Source organism: Paenibacillus sp. Y301 (genome assembly GCF_059445505.1).
In genome coordinates this window covers 267,335-285,135 of the sequence record NZ_JCAIUL010000003.1, presented here as the reverse complement: position 1 = coordinate 285,135, position 17,801 = coordinate 267,335, and the positions used below count along the sequence as shown (strand labels likewise).

The following is a 17,801-nucleotide window of genomic DNA, read 5'->3' as shown; positions in this document are numbered from 1 at the left end:
TAAAGAGGATGTGCTTCTATGAAAAAAGGAATTCATCTTGCTATCTTGGTATGTGTAATCAGTTTATTAGCCGTAGGTTGTGGAAACAAGCCCACTTCTTCAGGGCCGGTGCAAGGTTCTAATCCTGCAAGTACTGGAATTCCACAGGGAGCTGATCAGGAAGAGAAGAACAAGAAAACTCAAGAAATTCAGGTTTATTACGGTGATGCTCAACTAACCCGACTAGTGAAGAGTACGAAGGAAATTACTTTTGAAGATAACTCTGACAAATACAGTGCAACATTTGCCGCTTTCCAGAGTAAGGATCAAACCGGGTTGATCTCCTTGTGGAACAAGATTGACTTACTATCAACAAAATTCAATCAAGGAATGTTGATATTAGATGTGCATATTCCGGATGAAGCAAGATTAGGTTCTGGAGGAGAGCTTCTAGCTCTAGATGCACTTAGAGAAACATTTTTTCAGTTTGAGGAAGTTCACAGCATCGATCTGCTTGTCGATGGAGAATCACTTGAAAGTCTAATGGGTCATGCAGACTTGGTTCACCCATTAAGCCGTGAATAAGTTTTTTTAATAAAAGACATAATTCCGAAAGAATCTCGGGATAATCCTCCTTAATTTTGCTGAATTGCATTTGAGAAATTTGTAGTAATCTTTTTGAAAACGATCATCCCCCCATCAAGGTTTTAAAAATAAGAAATCAGTCTACAACTTCATTAAAAGGAAACCATTAAACAAATGCCTACAGATCATTAGATCTGTAGGCGTATGCTCAACCATCAGTATTTTTATACAACCAAATGTATAATGTTAACTTTTCTTAGTTTCTATGATTCACTTTTCGCAACTTTTGTAGATATTTTCGCAGCTTTCATGATCCATCACAACAACATTAAGCCTATTGTAAATTCACTCGAAGCTTACGAACACTTACTATACCCACAGTTACTGCACGTCTTACATCCCTCGACATTAATCAAAGATGCCGTACCACAGGCTGTACACAGGTCACGTGATGTTTCTACAGCGCTATGTTTATGACCACCGTCTCCACTTCCGTGACTCACGGTCGATTCCATCGCAAGCGTTGCTGCTACTGGTGCTGGATCATGTTCTCTACCCACATCAATCTGAATATGAGCTTCCAATGCTTTGGCTACAGCATCCGCAATCGATTCTACGCGATTCACACCGAAGCCGATAGCACCGGAGCCACCGATTCCTTTGAGATGCTTAATTAGAAGTTCTACTTTAAATCCATGGTCTCCATAACGAAGGAACAAGGAACATACACGGCCTAAGGCCTCTGCCATAGCAAATACATCAGAACCCGCTTTACCTACATTCAAGAATATCTCGCTAGGAATACCATCCAGATCATTAATAGTTATATATGCCATTCCGAATGGTGTGTTGATCTTATAAGTTGCACCACGAAGAACTTGTGGGCGACTCTTATACTGCTTATCTAGCACTTTCTTACTTGTGGATTCTACACTCTTCTCAACAGTTAGATTACCACTTAATGATTCAAGCGCTGCATCTTCTCCTGCGAAATGATCTGCAGCCTGCTGTTCTGCTTGCTCTTCAGATACCGAAACATCTGCTGTTTCTGGCTCTTCCTTCTTACTCGTATTTAAGACTTGTTGATCGCGGCTACCATCACGGTAGATCGTCACGCCTTTACAACCAAGATCGAATGCCATCTCATACAACTCTGCTGTTTCTTCCACTGTAAAGTCCGAAGGACAGTTGGCTGTCTTTGAAATAGAACTATCTACCCAGCGTTGAATCGCTGCTTGTACACGAATGTGATCTTTTGCAGATAGATCCATTGCTGTTACATAATAATCTGGCAAGGCTTGACCAGGATGTGCTTCAAGCCATTCTTGCGCGATCGGCACGAATTGCTCATCGTAACCTAAGCGGCTCTGACGGAAATATTTGAAAGCAAAGTACGGTTCAATACCCGTTGATGTACCAACCATCGTTCCTGTACTGCCTGTAGGAGCTTGGGTAATCACGGTAACGTTACGCATTCCCTTGTTTTTAATAGCTTCCCCTACTTCTGGGAACTCCTCTGTCATATTACGCATAAATCCGCTCTGTAGGTATTTCTCCGCATCAAATGCTGGGAAAGAACCTTTCTCAGCCGCAATATCCGCTGACGCCAAATAAGCTTCACGAGCCATAAATCCATAGATTTTATCTAAGAAAACTAAAGATTCTGGACTACCATAACGTATGTTTAACTTAATCATTAACTCTGCAAGGCCCATCGTACCCAGACCTACACGTCGTTCATTCTTCTGGTTCTTCTCATTCTCATCAAAGTGATAAGGTGTTGTATTAATAACATTATCCAAGAAGCGTACTGAATAATGGGTCGTTGTTGCTAGGTCGTCCCAATTTACATCATGTTTCTCTTCATCGTAGAACTTGGATAAATTAATCGCAGATAAATTACATACTCCCCAAGCCGGTAGACCTTGCTCACCACAAGGGTTCGTACAAATAATCGGATTAAAGTACCAACTATTCGACATATCATTATAGTGTTCCATGAAGACAACACCAGGTTCGGCAGATTTCCATGCTGCTTCAATGATCGTATTCCATATTTCACGTGCTTTCACCGTACGATAAGGAATAACTTTACGACCTGCTATCTTCCATTTCTCTAGATCGCCATCCCATACTTCATTGTAGTCAGGCTCCGTAGTGTCTGGAAATACCAATTCCCAATCTAAATCTTCCTTAACCGCCTTCATGAATCCATTACTCACACACACAGAGAGATTCGCATTCGTCACCTGTCCCATGGTCTGTTTCACGGTAATGAAATCTAGAACGTCGGGGTGCCAATCATTAATCATCAACATCAGCGCGCCACGTCGGCTTCCGCCTTGTTCAATTAAGCCTGTTGTATAACTAAATAACCCTCCCCAAGATACTGCACCGCTTGAAGAACCATTCACACCTCTAACAATAGCTCTGTGCGGACGAAGAGAAGATAAATTAATCCCTACGCCACCACCACGCGCCATAATCTCCGTCATTTCAGATAGGGTCTTCATAATGCCACCACGACTATCTTGCGGAGAAGGTATCACATAACAGTTAAACAGTGTTAACTCTTCACTCGCACCCGCACCTGCAGCAATTCTTCCTCCCGGTACCAGCTTCCAATCATCCAATAGATAACGGAACTTGTCTTCCCATTCAGCTTGAAGTTCAGGTGTTGCCTCTGCTCTTGACATCGCCTGTGCTAAACGGTCCCACATCTCTTCAGGAGTCTTCTCAATATTTAATGTAAGTTTATCTATGTCTGACTCAACGAGCTCTCCGCTCCGTGTTTTTACGGTTGCAATTCTACCTTCACGTTTTACAATTTCCCCCACTTCTTTTGTAGGGAACTTTGGATCATCCTTCGTCAAGACAAGAACAACATCGCCTACCTTGGCGTTATTACTATCCGCATCTTTCCAAGCATATCTATCTAGAAATATTTTCTCACTTAAGCCCTCTAATCGACTTGTACGCTGTAAATCACTCAAAAAAAACACCCTCCTAATATATTGCTATAAAAACTTAATAAGGATAACCAAGACCGATATTCCTCAATATATTGTACTCATACCATTATACTACACTACATCTTGGTACTCTATCTTTCATTAGCGAAATTTAAGGCAAGAAAGCCCATCCATGTTAGACTATCTTCAGTTTTCTTCAATTTTCTCATTTTTTTACCCATAGATTAAGAAAAAACATTGAAAATTCACTCAAACTCATACAGCGCTAGGGATTCATGGCTACCATGAAGTTAAAATATGAACAACCTATGGATATCTATAGTTATGAACTTAACAACTTCCGTGCATACTACACTTTACAAGATTCTAATAAGGAGGGCTGAACCATGAATTCTCCATCCATTCAACATATGAAGACAGCACACGCTCTACCCATTCCACTAGAAATAGACAACAGCTGGCTTGAGAATCTGGAGAACCGTCTTGATAAAGGAGGGCCATGGGGCGATTGGCGATTGTTCCAGATGGCTATTCAGGGTGAAGAGTCTCGCTTGGTTACCAGCTTTGATGAATTACAATGTGTTAAATATCTGCAGGATCTAACGCCTCTTCCCCATCAAATTGATACGGCTCGTAGAGTGTTGTTTGAAATGTCCGGGAGAGCTATTTTGGCTGATGAAGTAGGTCTTGGGAAGACGATAGAAGCCGGACTTATTCTTAAAGAATATATCATTCGTGGACTTGTCTCTAAAGTACTCATTCTCGTACCTGCCTCTCTCGTGCTCCAGTGGGTTCGTGAGTTGAATAGTAAATTTGGTGTTCCTGCCATCGCACAGAAAAAGGCCTATTCCTGGGGTTCAGATATCGTTGTTGCGTCCATCGATACAGCGAAGAGAGATCCACATAAAGATATTTTGTTAGACCAAGAATACGACATGCTGATCATTGATGAAGCTCACAAACTCAAGAATAAGAAAACATCCAATTACCAGTTCATTCAAAAATTACGTAAGAAATACTGTCTTCTACTCACAGCAACACCTGTTCAGAATGATCTCGGGGAGTTGTTTAACCTGATTACACTTCTGAAACCGGGGCAACTAGGGAAACAAGGAGAGTTCTCATCGAACTTTGTTGTTGATAAGCGTATAGCTAAGAATGAAGGGCAATTAAAGGATGAACTTTCAAAGATCATGATTCGAAATCGCCGTGGAGAAGGACCTACTATTTTCACCAAGCGGACTGTTCGGAACGTTAATCTGCAACTATCCCCTGAAGAACAAGCACTATATGATGGGGTAACTTCATATGTCAAAGATCAGTATCAGGTTGCAGGAGGTAATCTAAGCAGTATGCTATCGCTAGTTACGCTTCAACGCGAAGTCTGTAGCAGTCGTGATGCTGTATTCGTTACATTGGTTAACTTGACCAAAAAAATGGCTGAGGATTCTCCTCAACGAGCTAAGATCTGGGATCTTGTCTATATGATCAAAGAAATTAAGGCCAACACCAAAGCGGAAAAAACGATAGAGCTCATTCGCGAAATGGACGAAAAAGTCATTGTATTTACGGAATACCGTGCCACACAAGAGTATTTATTACAGTATTTTCGTGCCAATGGGATTTCTTGTGTTCCTTATCGTGGGGGGATGAACCGTGGCAAAAAAGACTGGATGATGGATTTATTCCGCGGTCGTGTGCAAGTCATGATTGCGACGGAAGCCGGCGGCGAAGGTATTAATCTACAGTTCTGCCATAACATGATCAACTTCGACTTACCCTGGAACCCTATGCGTGTAGAGCAACGAATTGGGAGAATCCACCGATTGGGTCAACAGAATGATGTGAAGATATTCAATTTATCTACCACCGGTACGATTGAAGAACATATTCTAAATCTGCTACACGAAAAAATTAATATGTTCGAAATGGTCATTGGTGGATTAGATGTCATACTAGAACGTTTCGAAAAGAAAGAATCTCTAGAGAAGAGCTTATATAAGATCGTATTAGAGTCACAGTCGGATGAGGAAATCCGTCAAAAAGTGAATTCGTTAGGACAGTCATTAGATGAAGTAAAGAGACAAGTCGAAGATGAAGTCGAGGTCGTAAGAGAGGAAGAAGCCTGAAATGAGTATGTCCCCAGATCAAGTACAACAACATGTCATGACTTATTTAGAGGTAACCGACTGTCAAGTCATCGAGAAGTCTCCCTTCCATATCACGGCGAAGCTGTCCCCCCAAGCGGATAAGCAATTAACGAATCGCCCTTATTATTGGGGATTTGTCGAACGGACGGGAGTTGAACCTGAGACTCTGTCCTTCACCTTTGTATTTGATCCTGAACGTTACACAGTTCCAGATGTGCCGGTCAATCCAGCTCCCAATGGTGGACCGCAAGACAGCATCCTGTCTCGTTATTTCGGAGTAACGCCTACGGCACCCCGAATTGGTCCTGGACGAATCCAACGTGAAGATGTGAGTTATGGTAGTCGGAGACTTCAACAAATATGGGATGCTGCTCGCCAAGATGGCTCCTATGTTTACTTATTTGAACAACCCGGTGACCTTCAACGCCGAGCTTTGTTCTCTGCTGCCTATGAACCTTGGCTCGCTGTTTGTTTCAAAGTAGAAATGACTTGTGATGTGAAGAAGGAAGAACTTCATTTCATGGGCATTTCATTATTGAGTGGAGAAATTACCGATGACTTTCGCCACTTATTGGTAGGAAAGAATCTAAGTCCTAGACTTCCAGAGAACGTTCACATCAATCCCGCAGAGTTATCCGTGACTAAAGCTGCTGAGATATTACAATCCAGCCTAACATCTAAGCTTAACCAGCTTGATTATCAATGGGCAGATCAAGCTCAAGAACGATTAAAGGACGAGCTCGCGATTATCGATGCGTATTATGAGAATATGATGAATGAACCTGAAGAAGAGCAGAATGATCATATCCGTGAGCAATATACTTGCAGACGCAGTGAAATGACATGGCAATACGAGCCGAAAGTGAAAATATCCGCCATAACCTGCGGTCTATTTCACCTTAGACCAATCCAATAGGCTTAGTATGACCTTCATCGCTAAAAGAGGGCAAAAAAAGCCCTCTCTTTCGAGGGTCCTCGTGACAGTTTGTAACACTCTTTTTAAAGCTTGTCCGTTACACTGTAATAAGTTACCTATATAGAAAGGTGGATTGTATGAAATCCTTGCCTTCAACCTCTAAAATGATTATCGTCCTACTTAGTCTTCACATGTTAATGCCAGCTATTCAAGCCTTTGCACCTGTATCTGCAGCTGACAATTCCATATCGAGTCCTAGTCCGACTATCGTTGAACTATCCAAAGATGGGGCACTTTCCATGGATCAGAGTCTTCTGAATCCTGCTCCTACGCTATTAAAGACATTCTCCGAGACCATCGTGCAACAACTCTCTGAGCAACAAGTATTTACGTCGTGGGCCCATTCTGAGCTTCAATATTTCCCACTCGGTCCTGGTACACATAGTTGGCTCGTAACGGTATCTAAGGATGATAAAGAGCTTGGATATCTTATTCTCACAGCAAAAGACACGGATTCTGAGGAATATGCTCTCAGCGAATATGGAACTTCTGCATCCGTACCCTATCATGTAACATCACTGCACCAGACCCTGGAGCAGTTAGAACTCATATCATCTTCTTCTTCTAAAAAGACCTTACATCCAATCACCATTGAACCTCTATACTCTCCACTTCTGCCCTTATGGAAAGTGTCATATGGACAGCAGGAAACATTATACCTGAACGCACTAACTATGGAGGTTCTACCATGGGATGAATCACACTGGAAGAAACTCAGTATGCAGAACACTGGGCTAAGTGGCGCCCATTTCTCTATAACGGATGCCTCTTACACTTCCTCGCAAGCGATATTGCGAAAAGGACAGAGAGACCCATTAAAGAATCTAATGTGGATTACATCACCTAAGTTAGCTGTGTATTCGGACCAAGAGTTTGAATCTTACATCAATCAACACAACTCCTTAATTTTCACCTCACCTAACCGTAATGATGAGTATGGAGGACCCTTTGCCATATCAGGCTTTCAGAAGTGGCATTCGAATCAAGGTGTTTCAGAACAGACCATATATGCAGGGACAGGTCTTAGTGGGCAGCGTTACCTCCCTCTATCCGTCCTACGAGCTCAAGGTGAATTCCATGCTTTTTCTACTGCAACGAAATAATAAACACAAGAAAGAAGGGACTATCCCAATTGTCAAACTACATTGACTTCTGGGATAGTCCCTTCTTATGTTCTAGCTAATTCACATGTTCTTGCTCTTTATGACTTTCCTCTTGCCATGAATCTTCAATGGCTGAACGTGTATTTGTTCTCCACAAGCTAAGACTAATCGGAATCATACCGAACCATTTCGTCGTCCAGGGTTCTTTTACAGTTGTATGCCGTTCTTCTCGTGGCGTTTCAATGTATGTCACTACTTGCTCTGTAATGTATTTCACTAATTTCAGTTCATCACCCATAACCGTTCATCCCCTCTATCTTGTGATTAGTAAGATGTGTAAGGTAACCTTATCTATAGCTTGCGCAGTTTCGCGCGAAATTAAACTTCCAACGAATGATATAAATACACAACAAACCGCGTGCTAACCGATACACGGCTAGCACGCGGTTCATGGTTATTACTGACCTAATAAAACTTTGGCATAAGGTGAATCAATCGGGATCATGATAACAGGTTCATTCTTCAAGGTCGTCACATAGCTCTCTAATGTCCGATATAGACTATAGAATTTGGGATCTTTGCCATAAGCAAGATTGTAGATTTTGGCTGCTTCTCCCTCACCTTCGGCAATGATCTTCTTAGCATCGGCTTCCGCTTGGGCAAGAAGCTCAGTCGATGTACGATCTGCCTTAGACGTTCTTTTTCGTGATTCCTCATCCCCTTCGGATAAATAACGAGCTGCAATGGATTGCCGGTCCGAAATCATTCGATTATATACACTTTGTTTATTTTCCTCCGGTAAATCCGTACGCTTAATGCGTACATCAATAATCTCAATACCATAATCATCACGCGTTAATGCATCAATAACATCCTTTGTGATCTCATCATTGATGTTGCCACGTTCTGTTTCTTCGCTGATGATATTCTCATAATTCACTTCAGATAACTTACGACGAACAGAGTTATATACAGCTTCATCTATTCGTGAAACACCGCCACTAACGGTTTGAACCGTTTTTAAGAATTGGGAAGCATTCTTAATACGCCAAACGGTATAATTATCCACCACAATAGGCTTCTGATCCTTCGTAAGAATTGTCGTAGGACTGCTATCATATGTCATCTGATATTTGGGTAGCATGGATACATTCTCGATAAATGGAATCTTGAACTTCAATCCCGGTTCTTCTACAGCTCTCATCGCTTCACCAAATCTTAGAACAACTTTATACTCTCCTTCCTTAACGATGTACATCGACCCAAATCCCAAAATGACTAGGAGTACGATAGAAATAAATGCTATCCATTTATTTTTCATTGTCCGTTACCTCCTGCTGGAGCCGTTGTTGTAGCTGAACTGGTGGTTGGAGTTGTTACACTTTTTGAACCACTAAGCAGTTCATTTAAGGGTAGATAATTAACCGTATCGCTGTTAGAGTTCGTAATAATAATCTGGGCATTAGGTAAAATTTTCTCTAACGTCTCTAATATCAGTCGACTTTCGGTAACACTTGAACTCTTCTTATACTCTTCATAAATGGCATTAAATTGAGCTACATCACCTTGTGCATTCAAGATCCGCGACTTTTTCTCACCTTCAGCATTTTCAAGAAGAGCCTGTGCTTCACCACGAGCTTTCGGAATGATGTCATTCTCATATTTCACGGCATTATTGATCTTCGTATTTTTCTCTTCCCTAGCATTGGTTACTTCACGGAAAGCTTCGGATACCTGCCCACTGGGTGGTTCAATATCCTGGAATTTAATATCGATAATCTGAATACCCGTTTGGTATTTCTTCTGAAGTTCTAATAACTGAATTCTAACCTTGTCTTGAATAACAGTCTTACCATCTGTAATGGCATAGTCTAATTTCTCTGATCCGATGACCGAACGTATAGAGGAGACTGCGGCATTACGTAGGAATGTCTCTGGGTCATCGATATTGAACAGGAAATCTTCAATATTGCTTATTTTCCATTGCACGACTGCGTCCGCTGAGACGATATTCTCATCCCCAGTAATCATCATCGCTTCTTCTTCAACGGGAACACTCTGACCATTCTCTTGACGATAACCGATATGAATTCGTTGCGTCAGTTCCGCCGGTACGGTAATAACCTGTTGGATGGGATTAGGCCATTTAAAATGTAATCCTGCCTTCGCCTCATTTGAATACTTACCAAATGTCAGTATGGCTGCACGCTCTTGCTCTTGTACCGTATAGAACGAGGTTGAACCTACAAAGATTAGGATCACTACTGCAATACCAATAACGACTTTTTTAATGACTCCCGGCTTTAAATCCGAGAACTTAAACCCTTTGTTGCGATTAGCTTGTGGGTTGTTATCTGGTTCCATGAAACTCAATATAATCTCTCCCCTCTAGAACGACTACTCATTATAGAAGGTATTACGTAAGACTGAGGAAAAGGTTACCAATTAAATTAAATAACATTCAGATGAATTTTTTTCCCATTTTTGTACATTCTAACTTTTAATTGCTTTTACCAAATTAGCTTAATTCAACCGGGAGGCACATCACTTCATGATCACATACCCAAGGAAGAAATACCTACTCATCTCCATCTTAGTTATGAGTCAACTTATCTGTTCTCTATTCCATTTAAGCCCTTTGTTCGCAGCACCAACCGAAGATCCATTTCTCCCAGCCTTTCCCAAGGAAATTATTCTCATTGATGTCGGTCATGGGGGAATAGACGGGGGAACATCTTTTCAAGACATTATTGAGAAGGATATTAACCTAAGTGTTGCTAAAAAGGTCTTCCTGCTTCTAAGAAGCCAAGGCTACGAAGCCGCAATGAATCGCTCAGGGGATTATGCTCTTAGTGATGAGAATCATTGGTTGAACAATTCCTCACGTCACAAACGCGATTTAGCACAACGTAAAGAGTTAAGTCGTACCGTTCCTACAAAGATAGTAGTAAGCCTACATGTCAATTGGGGGAAAAGACCTCAGAATCGAGGACCGTTAGTACTTTACCAGAATGAAGGCCGCAGTTTCCTTCTTGCCAATGTGATCCAACAACAATTAAATCCGTTATATGGCACTCGACTACAACCTGTTTATGGTAAACCTTATTACCTTCTTAACTATGTGAAAGACCCCGCTGTTATTGTGGAGATGGGATTTATAAGTAACGCTGAAGACCGCGCTATGTTGTGTAACCCACGCAAACAATTAGCAATAGCCGAAGCCATCGTTGCAGGTATTATTGGTTATCTGACGGTAACATAGGTGAAGGATTCCAGCCCCAGACATCTTTCACAAGATCACGGATCCCAACGAATTCCACACGTTCTTTCATCTGTGGAATTCGGGTTCTAATTGTCTCAGCGGTCTTATCACCTGCCGCACTCACATGACCAATCGTGATACAATATCGATTCTTCACAGCCCATGATTCAACCTCACGTAATTGTTTGCTGATGTGACTAATCGTGTGAGCATCATCTAGAAAAATGTTATTATTTACAGGAGGCATTCCCCTCTGGACTGCAAGTTGACTTACAATGGAGTGATAATTGGTTTTACTATCTACAAAAAACAATCCTCTTTCCTGGCATACTGCAAGCACAATAGACATGATTCTATCGTCACCTGTTATTTTGGAACCCATATGATTGTTCATCCCAACCGCATATGGAATGTCATCAATCGCTGCTTCCACCTTCTTACGAACTTCTGCATCACTAAGGTCAGCTGTGATCGCTCCTGGACCCATCCAACTGGACTTACCCGTCTTTGGCTCCATCGGCATATGCACAATCACGTCATGTCCTTGCTTATGGGCTAGCTCCGCATCAGTATGGCTTGTAGGCAGAAATGGCATAATGGCTACAGTTAATTTGACCGGCATTTTAAACATCTCTTCCGTCCCCTTTTGCCCATTACCGAAGTCATCTATAATAATGGCCACTTTGGGTTTAGCTTGCGATTCCGATATATTAGCTTCCACCTCTGATGCATCTACATACCCGACATTCATATTCCACACCATACTCAAGCTAAGACAACCCATTACCCAGTTACGCTTTCTCAAAAAACGTCTATCTTTAAACAAGTGACTACAAATTGTTCTCATAACGTTCACCCTTTCTTACCTTTGCTTTCATTGTTTGAGTAAGAGGGACTAAATATGTATCCGCGACAGAAAAAGAAATAACTTTGAATTTAGGCATGAGTACAGCCCTTGAAGCCGTTAATGAATCGTTGATGTAATTCAATACAACAAAGGATAGATAAAGTGAAGTCGATTCCACTTTATCTATCCTTGAATTTAGATCTTGTTTAATTTTCTTTGGTAGCAACTAACATCAATCGATATAGAAAGTACAGTCCAAGATAAGCACCTGTAATAAGGAAGAGCGGATTTAGAAAAATCGCATGTATGTTTGTCATGAATACTGTGTTATCTTTTATGATTTCATAGATGGCTAAAGCAGCTATATCTCCAAAGACAACGGCCGATCCAATAGAAACGACGTTAAAGACAATCCGACATTTGATCCAAAGCCTTTGTATAATGACCATAACGATGGGAAAAAAAATACTGCCAAGAATGATAAGTAACTTCATCACATTCACCTCATCCTCATTCTTGACGTATTTCAACCGATCAATACACGGAAATTCTACTTATGAGCGCGTATACCCTTGAATTTGACCTGGAGACAACTCCTTAAAGTCAGGTAACCCGGTTAGACCGATCTCTGCACCCCCTGGATTGTAAAAGGCCAATAGTCTCAGAGGCTCCCATCCAATATTGTAGGTCGAGTGAAACACAGCTGTAGGAATATGAATGATATCTCCTGCTTTTACGGAAAAAGGAGCACCGTCATTAAGTGTCTGTACTCCTTCACCTGAAAGAACATACAGAATTTCTTCAGATTCCGGATGATTATGGCGATCATGCCCCTTTCCTGGCAACAACACAACCTCTCCACAGGTTACCTTTGCACCCTCTGTGCTATCCGGCGTTACAAACCACTTAATCAGACCCCAATCAAAAGAATGCGTTGGAATAATACTTTTATCGATATTTGTCATTTGTGATTCCCTCCAAGAATGGATTTGAATTGAACCATATTCGATGTCATAGCAAGTTCAGATGGGAGACGCTCCATGCTGGAAGCTCCAAAGAAACCCACAATGCCATTCGTATGCTTAAGTACGTAGGCTGCATCCTCTGCCGTAGCAATAGGTCCACCGTGACAGAGAACGATGATATCGGGATTGACCGATTTCGCTGCGTCGTGCATAGCCTGTACACGTTGGACTGCTTCTTCCAGTGTAATCGCCGTTTGTGCCCCAATCGTTCCTTTTGTAGTCAGCCCCATGTGTGGGACTAGAATATCTGCTCCGGCTTGAGCCATTTGGATCGCTTGTTTCTCGTCAAACACATAAGGTGCTGTCAGAAGATCCATTTCGTGGGCCAGCCGAATCATGTCGACCTCAAGGTCGTAGCCCATGCCCGTTTCCTCCAAGTTGGCGCGAAATACACCATCAATGAGGCCCACCGTCGGAAAGTTCTGTACCCCTGCGAATCCCATTTCCTTAATCTGCTTCAAGAATACGGACATGACCCGAAAAGGATCCGTGCCACAAACGCCTGCCAGCACAGGTGTCTTTTCAACTATGGGAAGAACCTCACTTGCCATATCTACAACAATGGCATTAGCATCCCCATATGGCATAAGTCCAGCTAGCGAACCTCTTCCTGCCATTCTGTAACGGCCCGAGTTATAAATAATGATAAGATCAGCACCCCCAGCTTCCGCGCTTTTCGCCGAAAGACCGGTTCCAGCCCCTGATCCGATAATGGGGTTACCTGCTGCAATTTCATTGCGCATACGATCAAGTAATTCTCGCCTAGTAGCCATGTCATCCTCCCTTTTTTAATAAATTCAATTAGTCTATTTACACTGTACTCATACTACTGCGACTGTGAAATCCACTCTTGATAAAGCTCATGTAGGCGGTCAGCCATGGCTTCTGCAAACTTCGGGTTATTAATATCTGTGTCCATTTCAATAATCTCCACCACATTCGGATCAAGGTATTCCTTCAGTGCATCGATGAGCGCTTGATCAGCTTCTTTATGATAGAAAATTTGACCTTCTATTGAGATTATAGAGTTTCCTTGGAGTGGAATAAAAAGTGTAATCGGACCTTTCGATGCATTAAGCTTATCCGCAATACTTCGGCCTAATTCCGTACACTCATCAGGTGTTGTACGCATTAAAGTAATGGTGTCATTATGTTTATAAAGTAGTCTATCTTTGAACTTGGTCGGTACGGTCTCCATCGGACCAAAATTGACCATATCCAGCGCACCAAGGGAAACCACTTGTGGAATACCTGTCTCACCTGCTGATAGCAGGCGATGCGGTCCTGCCGAAAGTACCCCACCCACAAGTTCATCAGCTAATTCCGTCGTAGTCACATCCAGCGATGCCGTAATGAACCCATCTTTGATCAAAGACTCCATGGATTGTCCACCGGTTCCAGTCGCATGAAAGACTAGAACCTCATATCCAAGTTGTTCTAGTCTTTCTCTTGCCACATTTACAGATGGAGTCGTCACCCCAAACATAGTAGCGCCGATAAGAGGTTTTTCACTGATCAATGACGGTAGCGCAATCTTCACCATTCCCGACATCGCCCCAGCTGCATTGGTTAGAATTGTAGCCGATATCTGGTTGATTCCAGCAATATCCACAACCGAATGCATCATGGTAATATCAGTTGCTCCTACATAGGAACGAGTCTCCCCTGATGCCATCGTCGATACCATTAACTTTGGTACTCCTATTGGCAATGCTCGCATAACTTGTGTGATAAGTGCCGTCCCACCTGAACCTCCTAGTCCCAAAATCCCATTCATCCGGCCCTCTTCATATAATCGTTGAACAATAACACCCGCTCCTTGTGCCATTGTTGTGATAGAGGCCCCTCGATCATTGGAGGCAACCAACTCCGATATACTGGTGCCCGCCGCTTCAGCAACATCATGATGAGAAAAGTCTACTGCTGTAAGTGCCTCTCCCAATATACCTGAGTCAATCAGAATGGTATGAACGCCACTCTCATTTAACCGATCTTTGATATAGGCGTACTCCGTTCCTTTGGTATCAAAAGTACCGAGTAATACGACCGTAGGATTTTTACGGAAATCATCATTTCCCATTTAGGATTCCTCCTCGCCAACTGTAAGCCCTTACACAAAATAATTCCGTGATATCATCATTTACACTCTATAGATCAATCTAGATCCTATGAATTATATATAGTGTCCTACGATTCCTAATATTCCATCTATACTAATTTCAATAGAACACTAGTCAAATGCACGCCATATTCCATTCCATTTCATACAACAACAATGCAGGAAAGGTATACCCTCTCTTTCTTTTTCTAAAACAACTAAAAACAAGGCCTCTCCCCAGAAGGACGGCCTTGGCTTAGTTAAGTCACTATTCCAGTGTACTTGTTTGTTGAACTTTTACTTATGCTGTAATAAAGATATAATCCATGTCGCTGCCTCTGCTCGGGTTGCACTCTGATTCGGTGCAAAGCGATTGCCACCAACGCCATGTACAAGGCCCGCTTCGGCTACGGCTGCGATATAAGGAACTGCCCATTTCGGAGCCTCACTCGCATCCGCAAAAGTTAGTTTCGCCGCCTGATTAACCTGAATACCCATAGCACGGCCAATCAATACTGCCATTTCTGCCCGACTAATCTGCTGAATAGGGCGGAATTGATGATCATCATACCCACTTACGATCCCCGCTTGTACCGCCTGAGCCACAAATGTCTGAGCATAGACCGGGATTTGCTTGTTATCTTTAAAATCCAATGATTTACCCGTGTCCGTTAACGCTAATGCTTTAGCTAGCATGGTTATAAACTCTGCACGATTCACCATTTGATCTGGACGGAATGTTCCGTCAGCATATCCAGTAATGAATCCAAGACTTGCTGCCTGCTTAATTACATCTGTTGCCCAATGGTTGTTGATGTCTGAGAAGGTCGCTACTGGAATAACTGGAGTTATTGGTGTTGTCGTAGTACCTGTATCGCTATTCCCTGTTGTGTTGCTGGTAGTGGAACTTCCTGTAGTAGTACTTCCGGTTGTACTACCGGTGCTACTACCCGGAGAACTTCCGTTATTACCACTTGGGTTACTTCCAGTACCGCTTCCAGGATTACTTCCAGTGCCACTATCTGTAGATTGTTTCTTAATACCAAATTGATCAATAATATAAGGCTTCCCGCCATCTACATTCTGATCAATTTCATAAGATACTGCCGTCAACTTATCCCCGTCAATGGTAATTCCCACGAAGTTCTGAACCTGACCACGCAGTGGACGCGAATTGTCGCCCGGATCTGCTCCATATTTAGCCGCATGATTCTCATCTGCCACATTAAAGAGGCTATAGTAAGTATCGTCCATTTTTGTATTTTTGTAATATACCTTAGGTCCAGCTGTTGCTGGGATCATATAGATTGTGCCATCTGGATTCACGGTATACTTCATTTCTTGTCCGTTTAACGTTTCAGAGATCATTTCGGCTTCTGTTGCTTTGCCTTCTTTATTAATGGGTTTGCTGCGTGCATAGATATGATCGTGACCTTGTACAACGAAGTCGATGCCAAGCTCCGCCATAATTGGGGCAATTTTATTTCGTACGCCGTTCGTTCCCATGATGTCTTTGTCAGATGCATGATTCGAAGTCGTATATGGTCCTTTGTGGAAATTCACAATAATCCATTTCGCACCGGCTGTGCGAGCAGCGGCCACATCAGCTTTTAGCCATGCCACCTGTGCTGGCGTGAAATTCGCATATTCTTCCGAATTCTCATTCGAGTTCATAATAATGAAATGAGTATTGCTGTAATCATATGAGTAATAAGCACCTGTCTCCGTGTTGGAATCCGTCGCTTCTTTTACATTAAAATGCTCATAATAACCATAATTTTTATCTTCATGATTACCGGCAGCCGGAGCTATAGTAATATTCATTAAACTTGGTTGTGCATGGCCTAGGAGCCACTTCCACTGTTCTTCTTTCGTCCCGTTATCGACAATATCACCACTATGTAAGATAAAATTCGCATTTGGGATGGTTGTCATTGCCTTTGCAATCGTCTGTGCTGAGAGATCAGCCTCATCTTCATCTTTTGCCTGCGTATCGGTTAGATCGATGAAGGTGAATGCACCACTCACTGGGGCAGTACGGAATGTACCCACGTCACTCCAACTATTCAGCGATTCATTACCGATACGGAAATAATAGGAGGTATCAGGCTTCAAATTCGTAGCTTCCGCCTTATACATTTTATCATTGCTCGAGTTCTTAGCTACGGATGAGCGAGCTATGAAATGTTGTGAGGATGTGAAGTCAGGTTGAATGTCCTGCAGCTCGACAACCTGTAAATCGCTATATACAGAATCAACAACGCTATACCAGGTAAATCCTTTAGCAGTTGTTGTATCCCCGTTAAACGTTACGGTCACTCTATTTATAGCTGCAGGAGTTGCAAGTACTTCCAGTCCCTCAGTAGCAAGAGTCGTTACTTCATTAATAGTTGATTCCACTAGGGACGCTGCTGGTGTACTGCTTGTTTCACCTTCCACAGGAGGCGTTACCAGAGTGCTGCTTACTTCAGTACGGGTAGTAGGATCTGTAGGTGTAACATCATCGGCAAAGGCAGGTACACCAGAACCCATCAGCGTAAATGCCATGATAACGGATAGAACAGGTTTCGTAACCTTTTTGAATAAAAGTGTCATTTGAAAACTCCCTTGGTTATATTTTATATTCCTAACTACTTCAGAGTAACAAAGGAATGTTTGCTTATTGTTAGCTGTAAGGCGTTCTTGTGTAAATCTTTTAATGCCGTTCATACGATTGTTGTTCATTGTTTACATGATCACCCTGACATAACCATAGGTGTGAGTCATCTACCTCGCTTACACATGATAAATGTTGATTACTTCAG

General features: G+C 42.3%; 15 protein-coding genes. 5 read left to right on the top strand and 10 right to left on the bottom strand.

Features of this window, described 5'->3' with window-relative positions; genetic code table 11:
* Window positions 1-18 precede the first annotated feature (18 nt).
* Window positions 19-564: a GerMN domain-containing protein gene (locus AC1D69_RS07775; protein ID WP_495455559.1), complete on the top strand. Its 546-nt coding sequence runs from the start codon at window positions 19-21 to the stop codon at window positions 562-564.
* A gap of 356 nt (window positions 565-920) precedes the next feature.
* On the opposite strand, the gene AC1D69_RS07770 is transcribed toward AC1D69_RS07775, so the two are convergent.
* Window positions 921-3,557: an adenosylcobalamin-dependent ribonucleoside-diphosphate reductase gene (locus tag AC1D69_RS07770; RefSeq protein ID WP_495455558.1), complete on the bottom strand. Its 2,637-nt coding sequence runs from the start codon at window positions 3,555-3,557 to the stop codon at window positions 921-923.
* Between the two features lie 365 nt (window positions 3,558-3,922).
* Here AC1D69_RS07770 and AC1D69_RS07765 point away from each other — a divergent pair, with 365 nt between their 5' ends.
* The 3 genes from AC1D69_RS07765 to AC1D69_RS07755 all read left to right on the top strand — a co-directional run bounded on the left by AC1D69_RS07765 (window position 3,923) and on the right by AC1D69_RS07755 (window position 7,765).
* A complete protein-coding gene (locus AC1D69_RS07765) occupies window positions 3,923-5,665 on the top strand; it encodes a DEAD/DEAH box helicase (RefSeq protein ID WP_495455557.1) in 1,743 nt (580 codons plus the stop codon).
* 1 nt (window position 5,666) lies between these two features.
* The gene (locus AC1D69_RS07760) at window positions 5,667-6,602 is read left to right on the top strand and encodes a YqhG family protein (RefSeq protein ID WP_495455556.1); all 936 of its coding nucleotides are present in this window, start codon (window positions 5,667-5,669) and stop codon (window positions 6,600-6,602) included.
* 137 nt (window positions 6,603-6,739) lie between these two features.
* A complete protein-coding gene (locus tag AC1D69_RS07755; protein WP_495455555.1) occupies window positions 6,740-7,765 on the top strand; it encodes a hypothetical protein in 1,026 nt (341 codons plus the stop codon).
* Between the two features lie 76 nt (window positions 7,766-7,841).
* Here AC1D69_RS07755 and AC1D69_RS07750 read toward each other — a convergent pair whose 3' ends face one another.
* From AC1D69_RS07750 to hflK, 3 genes are all read right to left on the bottom strand, one after another.
* Entirely contained in the window at window positions 7,842-8,063 is a 222-nt protein-coding gene (locus AC1D69_RS07750; RefSeq protein ID WP_495455554.1) for a YqzE family protein, read from the bottom strand.
* 159 nt (window positions 8,064-8,222) lie between these two features.
* Window positions 8,223-9,086 carry a protease modulator HflC gene (gene hflC / locus AC1D69_RS07745; RefSeq protein WP_495455553.1) on the bottom strand — a complete coding sequence of 288 codons (864 nt, stop codon included), beginning with the start codon at window positions 9,084-9,086 and terminating at the stop codon, window positions 8,223-8,225.
* The gene (gene hflK, locus AC1D69_RS07740) at window positions 9,083-10,129 is read right to left on the bottom strand and encodes an FtsH protease activity modulator HflK (RefSeq protein WP_495455691.1); all 1,047 of its coding nucleotides are present in this window, start codon (window positions 10,127-10,129) and stop codon (window positions 9,083-9,085) included. The genes hflC and hflK overlap by 4 nt, the downstream gene beginning before the upstream one ends.
* Before the next feature lie 187 nt (window positions 10,130-10,316).
* On the opposite strand from hflK, the gene AC1D69_RS07735 reads away from it, so the two are divergent.
* Window positions 10,317-11,027: an N-acetylmuramoyl-L-alanine amidase gene (locus AC1D69_RS07735; protein ID WP_495455552.1), complete on the top strand. Its 711-nt coding sequence runs from the start codon at window positions 10,317-10,319 to the stop codon at window positions 11,025-11,027.
* Here the strand turns inward: AC1D69_RS07735 and AC1D69_RS07730 are convergent.
* From AC1D69_RS07730 to AC1D69_RS07705, 6 genes are all read right to left on the bottom strand, one after another.
* Complete coding sequence (locus tag AC1D69_RS07730) at window positions 11,002-11,790, bottom strand: divergent polysaccharide deacetylase family protein (protein ID WP_495455551.1); 789 nt, start codon at window positions 11,788-11,790, stop codon at window positions 11,002-11,004. The two genes, AC1D69_RS07735 and AC1D69_RS07730, sit on opposite strands and share 26 nt — an antisense overlap.
* Window positions 11,791-12,080: 290 nt before the next feature.
* Complete coding sequence (locus AC1D69_RS07725; protein WP_495455690.1) at window positions 12,081-12,368, bottom strand: transposase; 288 nt, start codon at window positions 12,366-12,368, stop codon at window positions 12,081-12,083.
* A gap of 60 nt (window positions 12,369-12,428) precedes the next feature.
* Complete coding sequence (locus AC1D69_RS07720; protein WP_495455550.1) at window positions 12,429-12,839, bottom strand: cupin domain-containing protein; 411 nt, start codon at window positions 12,837-12,839, stop codon at window positions 12,429-12,431.
* Window positions 12,836-13,672, bottom strand: coding sequence for a phosphoenolpyruvate hydrolase family protein (locus tag AC1D69_RS07715; RefSeq protein WP_495455549.1), 837 nt, complete (start codon window positions 13,670-13,672; stop codon window positions 12,836-12,838). The genes AC1D69_RS07720 and AC1D69_RS07715 overlap by 4 nt, the downstream gene beginning before the upstream one ends.
* 53 nt (window positions 13,673-13,725) lie before the next feature.
* Window positions 13,726-14,979, bottom strand: coding sequence for a Tm-1-like ATP-binding domain-containing protein (locus AC1D69_RS07710; protein ID WP_495455548.1), 1,254 nt, complete (start codon window positions 14,977-14,979; stop codon window positions 13,726-13,728).
* Window positions 14,980-15,294: 315 nt separating this feature from the next.
* The gene (locus AC1D69_RS07705) at window positions 15,295-17,592 is read right to left on the bottom strand and encodes an S-layer homology domain-containing protein (protein ID WP_495455547.1); all 2,298 of its coding nucleotides are present in this window, start codon (window positions 17,590-17,592) and stop codon (window positions 15,295-15,297) included.
* Window positions 17,593-17,801: the final 209 nt, after the last annotated feature.

Coding starts and splice junctions, on each gene's coding strand:
- AC1D69_RS07715 (WP_495455549.1), bottom strand. CDS start 13,672: ATGGCTACTAGGCGAGAATTACTTGATCGTATGCGCAATGAAATTGCA.
- AC1D69_RS07730 (WP_495455551.1), bottom strand. CDS start 11,790: ATGGTGTGGAATATGAATGTCGGGTATGTAGATGCATCAGAGGTGGAA.
- AC1D69_RS07750 (WP_495455554.1), bottom strand. CDS start 8,063: ATGGGTGATGAACTGAAATTAGTGAAATACATTACAGAGCAAGTAGTG.
- AC1D69_RS07735 (WP_495455552.1), top strand. CDS start 10,317: ATGATCACATACCCAAGGAAGAAATACCTACTCATCTCCATCTTAGTT.
- hflK (WP_495455691.1), bottom strand. CDS start 10,129: ATGGAACCAGATAACAACCCACAAGCTAATCGCAACAAAGGGTTTAAG.
- AC1D69_RS07725 (WP_495455690.1), bottom strand. CDS start 12,368: ATGAAGTTACTTATCATTCTTGGCAGTATTTTTTTTCCCATCGTTATG.
- AC1D69_RS07720 (WP_495455550.1), bottom strand. CDS start 12,839: ATGACAAATATCGATAAAAGTATTATTCCAACGCATTCTTTTGATTGG.
- AC1D69_RS07705 (WP_495455547.1), bottom strand. CDS start 17,592: ATGACACTTTTATTCAAAAAGGTTACGAAACCTGTTCTATCCGTTATC.
- AC1D69_RS07710 (WP_495455548.1), bottom strand. CDS start 14,979: ATGGGAAATGATGATTTCCGTAAAAATCCTACGGTCGTATTACTCGGT.
- hflC (WP_495455553.1), bottom strand. CDS start 9,086: ATGAAAAATAAATGGATAGCATTTATTTCTATCGTACTCCTAGTCATT.
- AC1D69_RS07755 (WP_495455555.1), top strand. CDS start 6,740: ATGAAATCCTTGCCTTCAACCTCTAAAATGATTATCGTCCTACTTAGT.
- AC1D69_RS07760 (WP_495455556.1), top strand. CDS start 5,667: ATGAGTATGTCCCCAGATCAAGTACAACAACATGTCATGACTTATTTA.
- AC1D69_RS07765 (WP_495455557.1), top strand. CDS start 3,923: ATGAATTCTCCATCCATTCAACATATGAAGACAGCACACGCTCTACCC.
- AC1D69_RS07775 (WP_495455559.1), top strand. CDS start 19: ATGAAAAAAGGAATTCATCTTGCTATCTTGGTATGTGTAATCAGTTTA.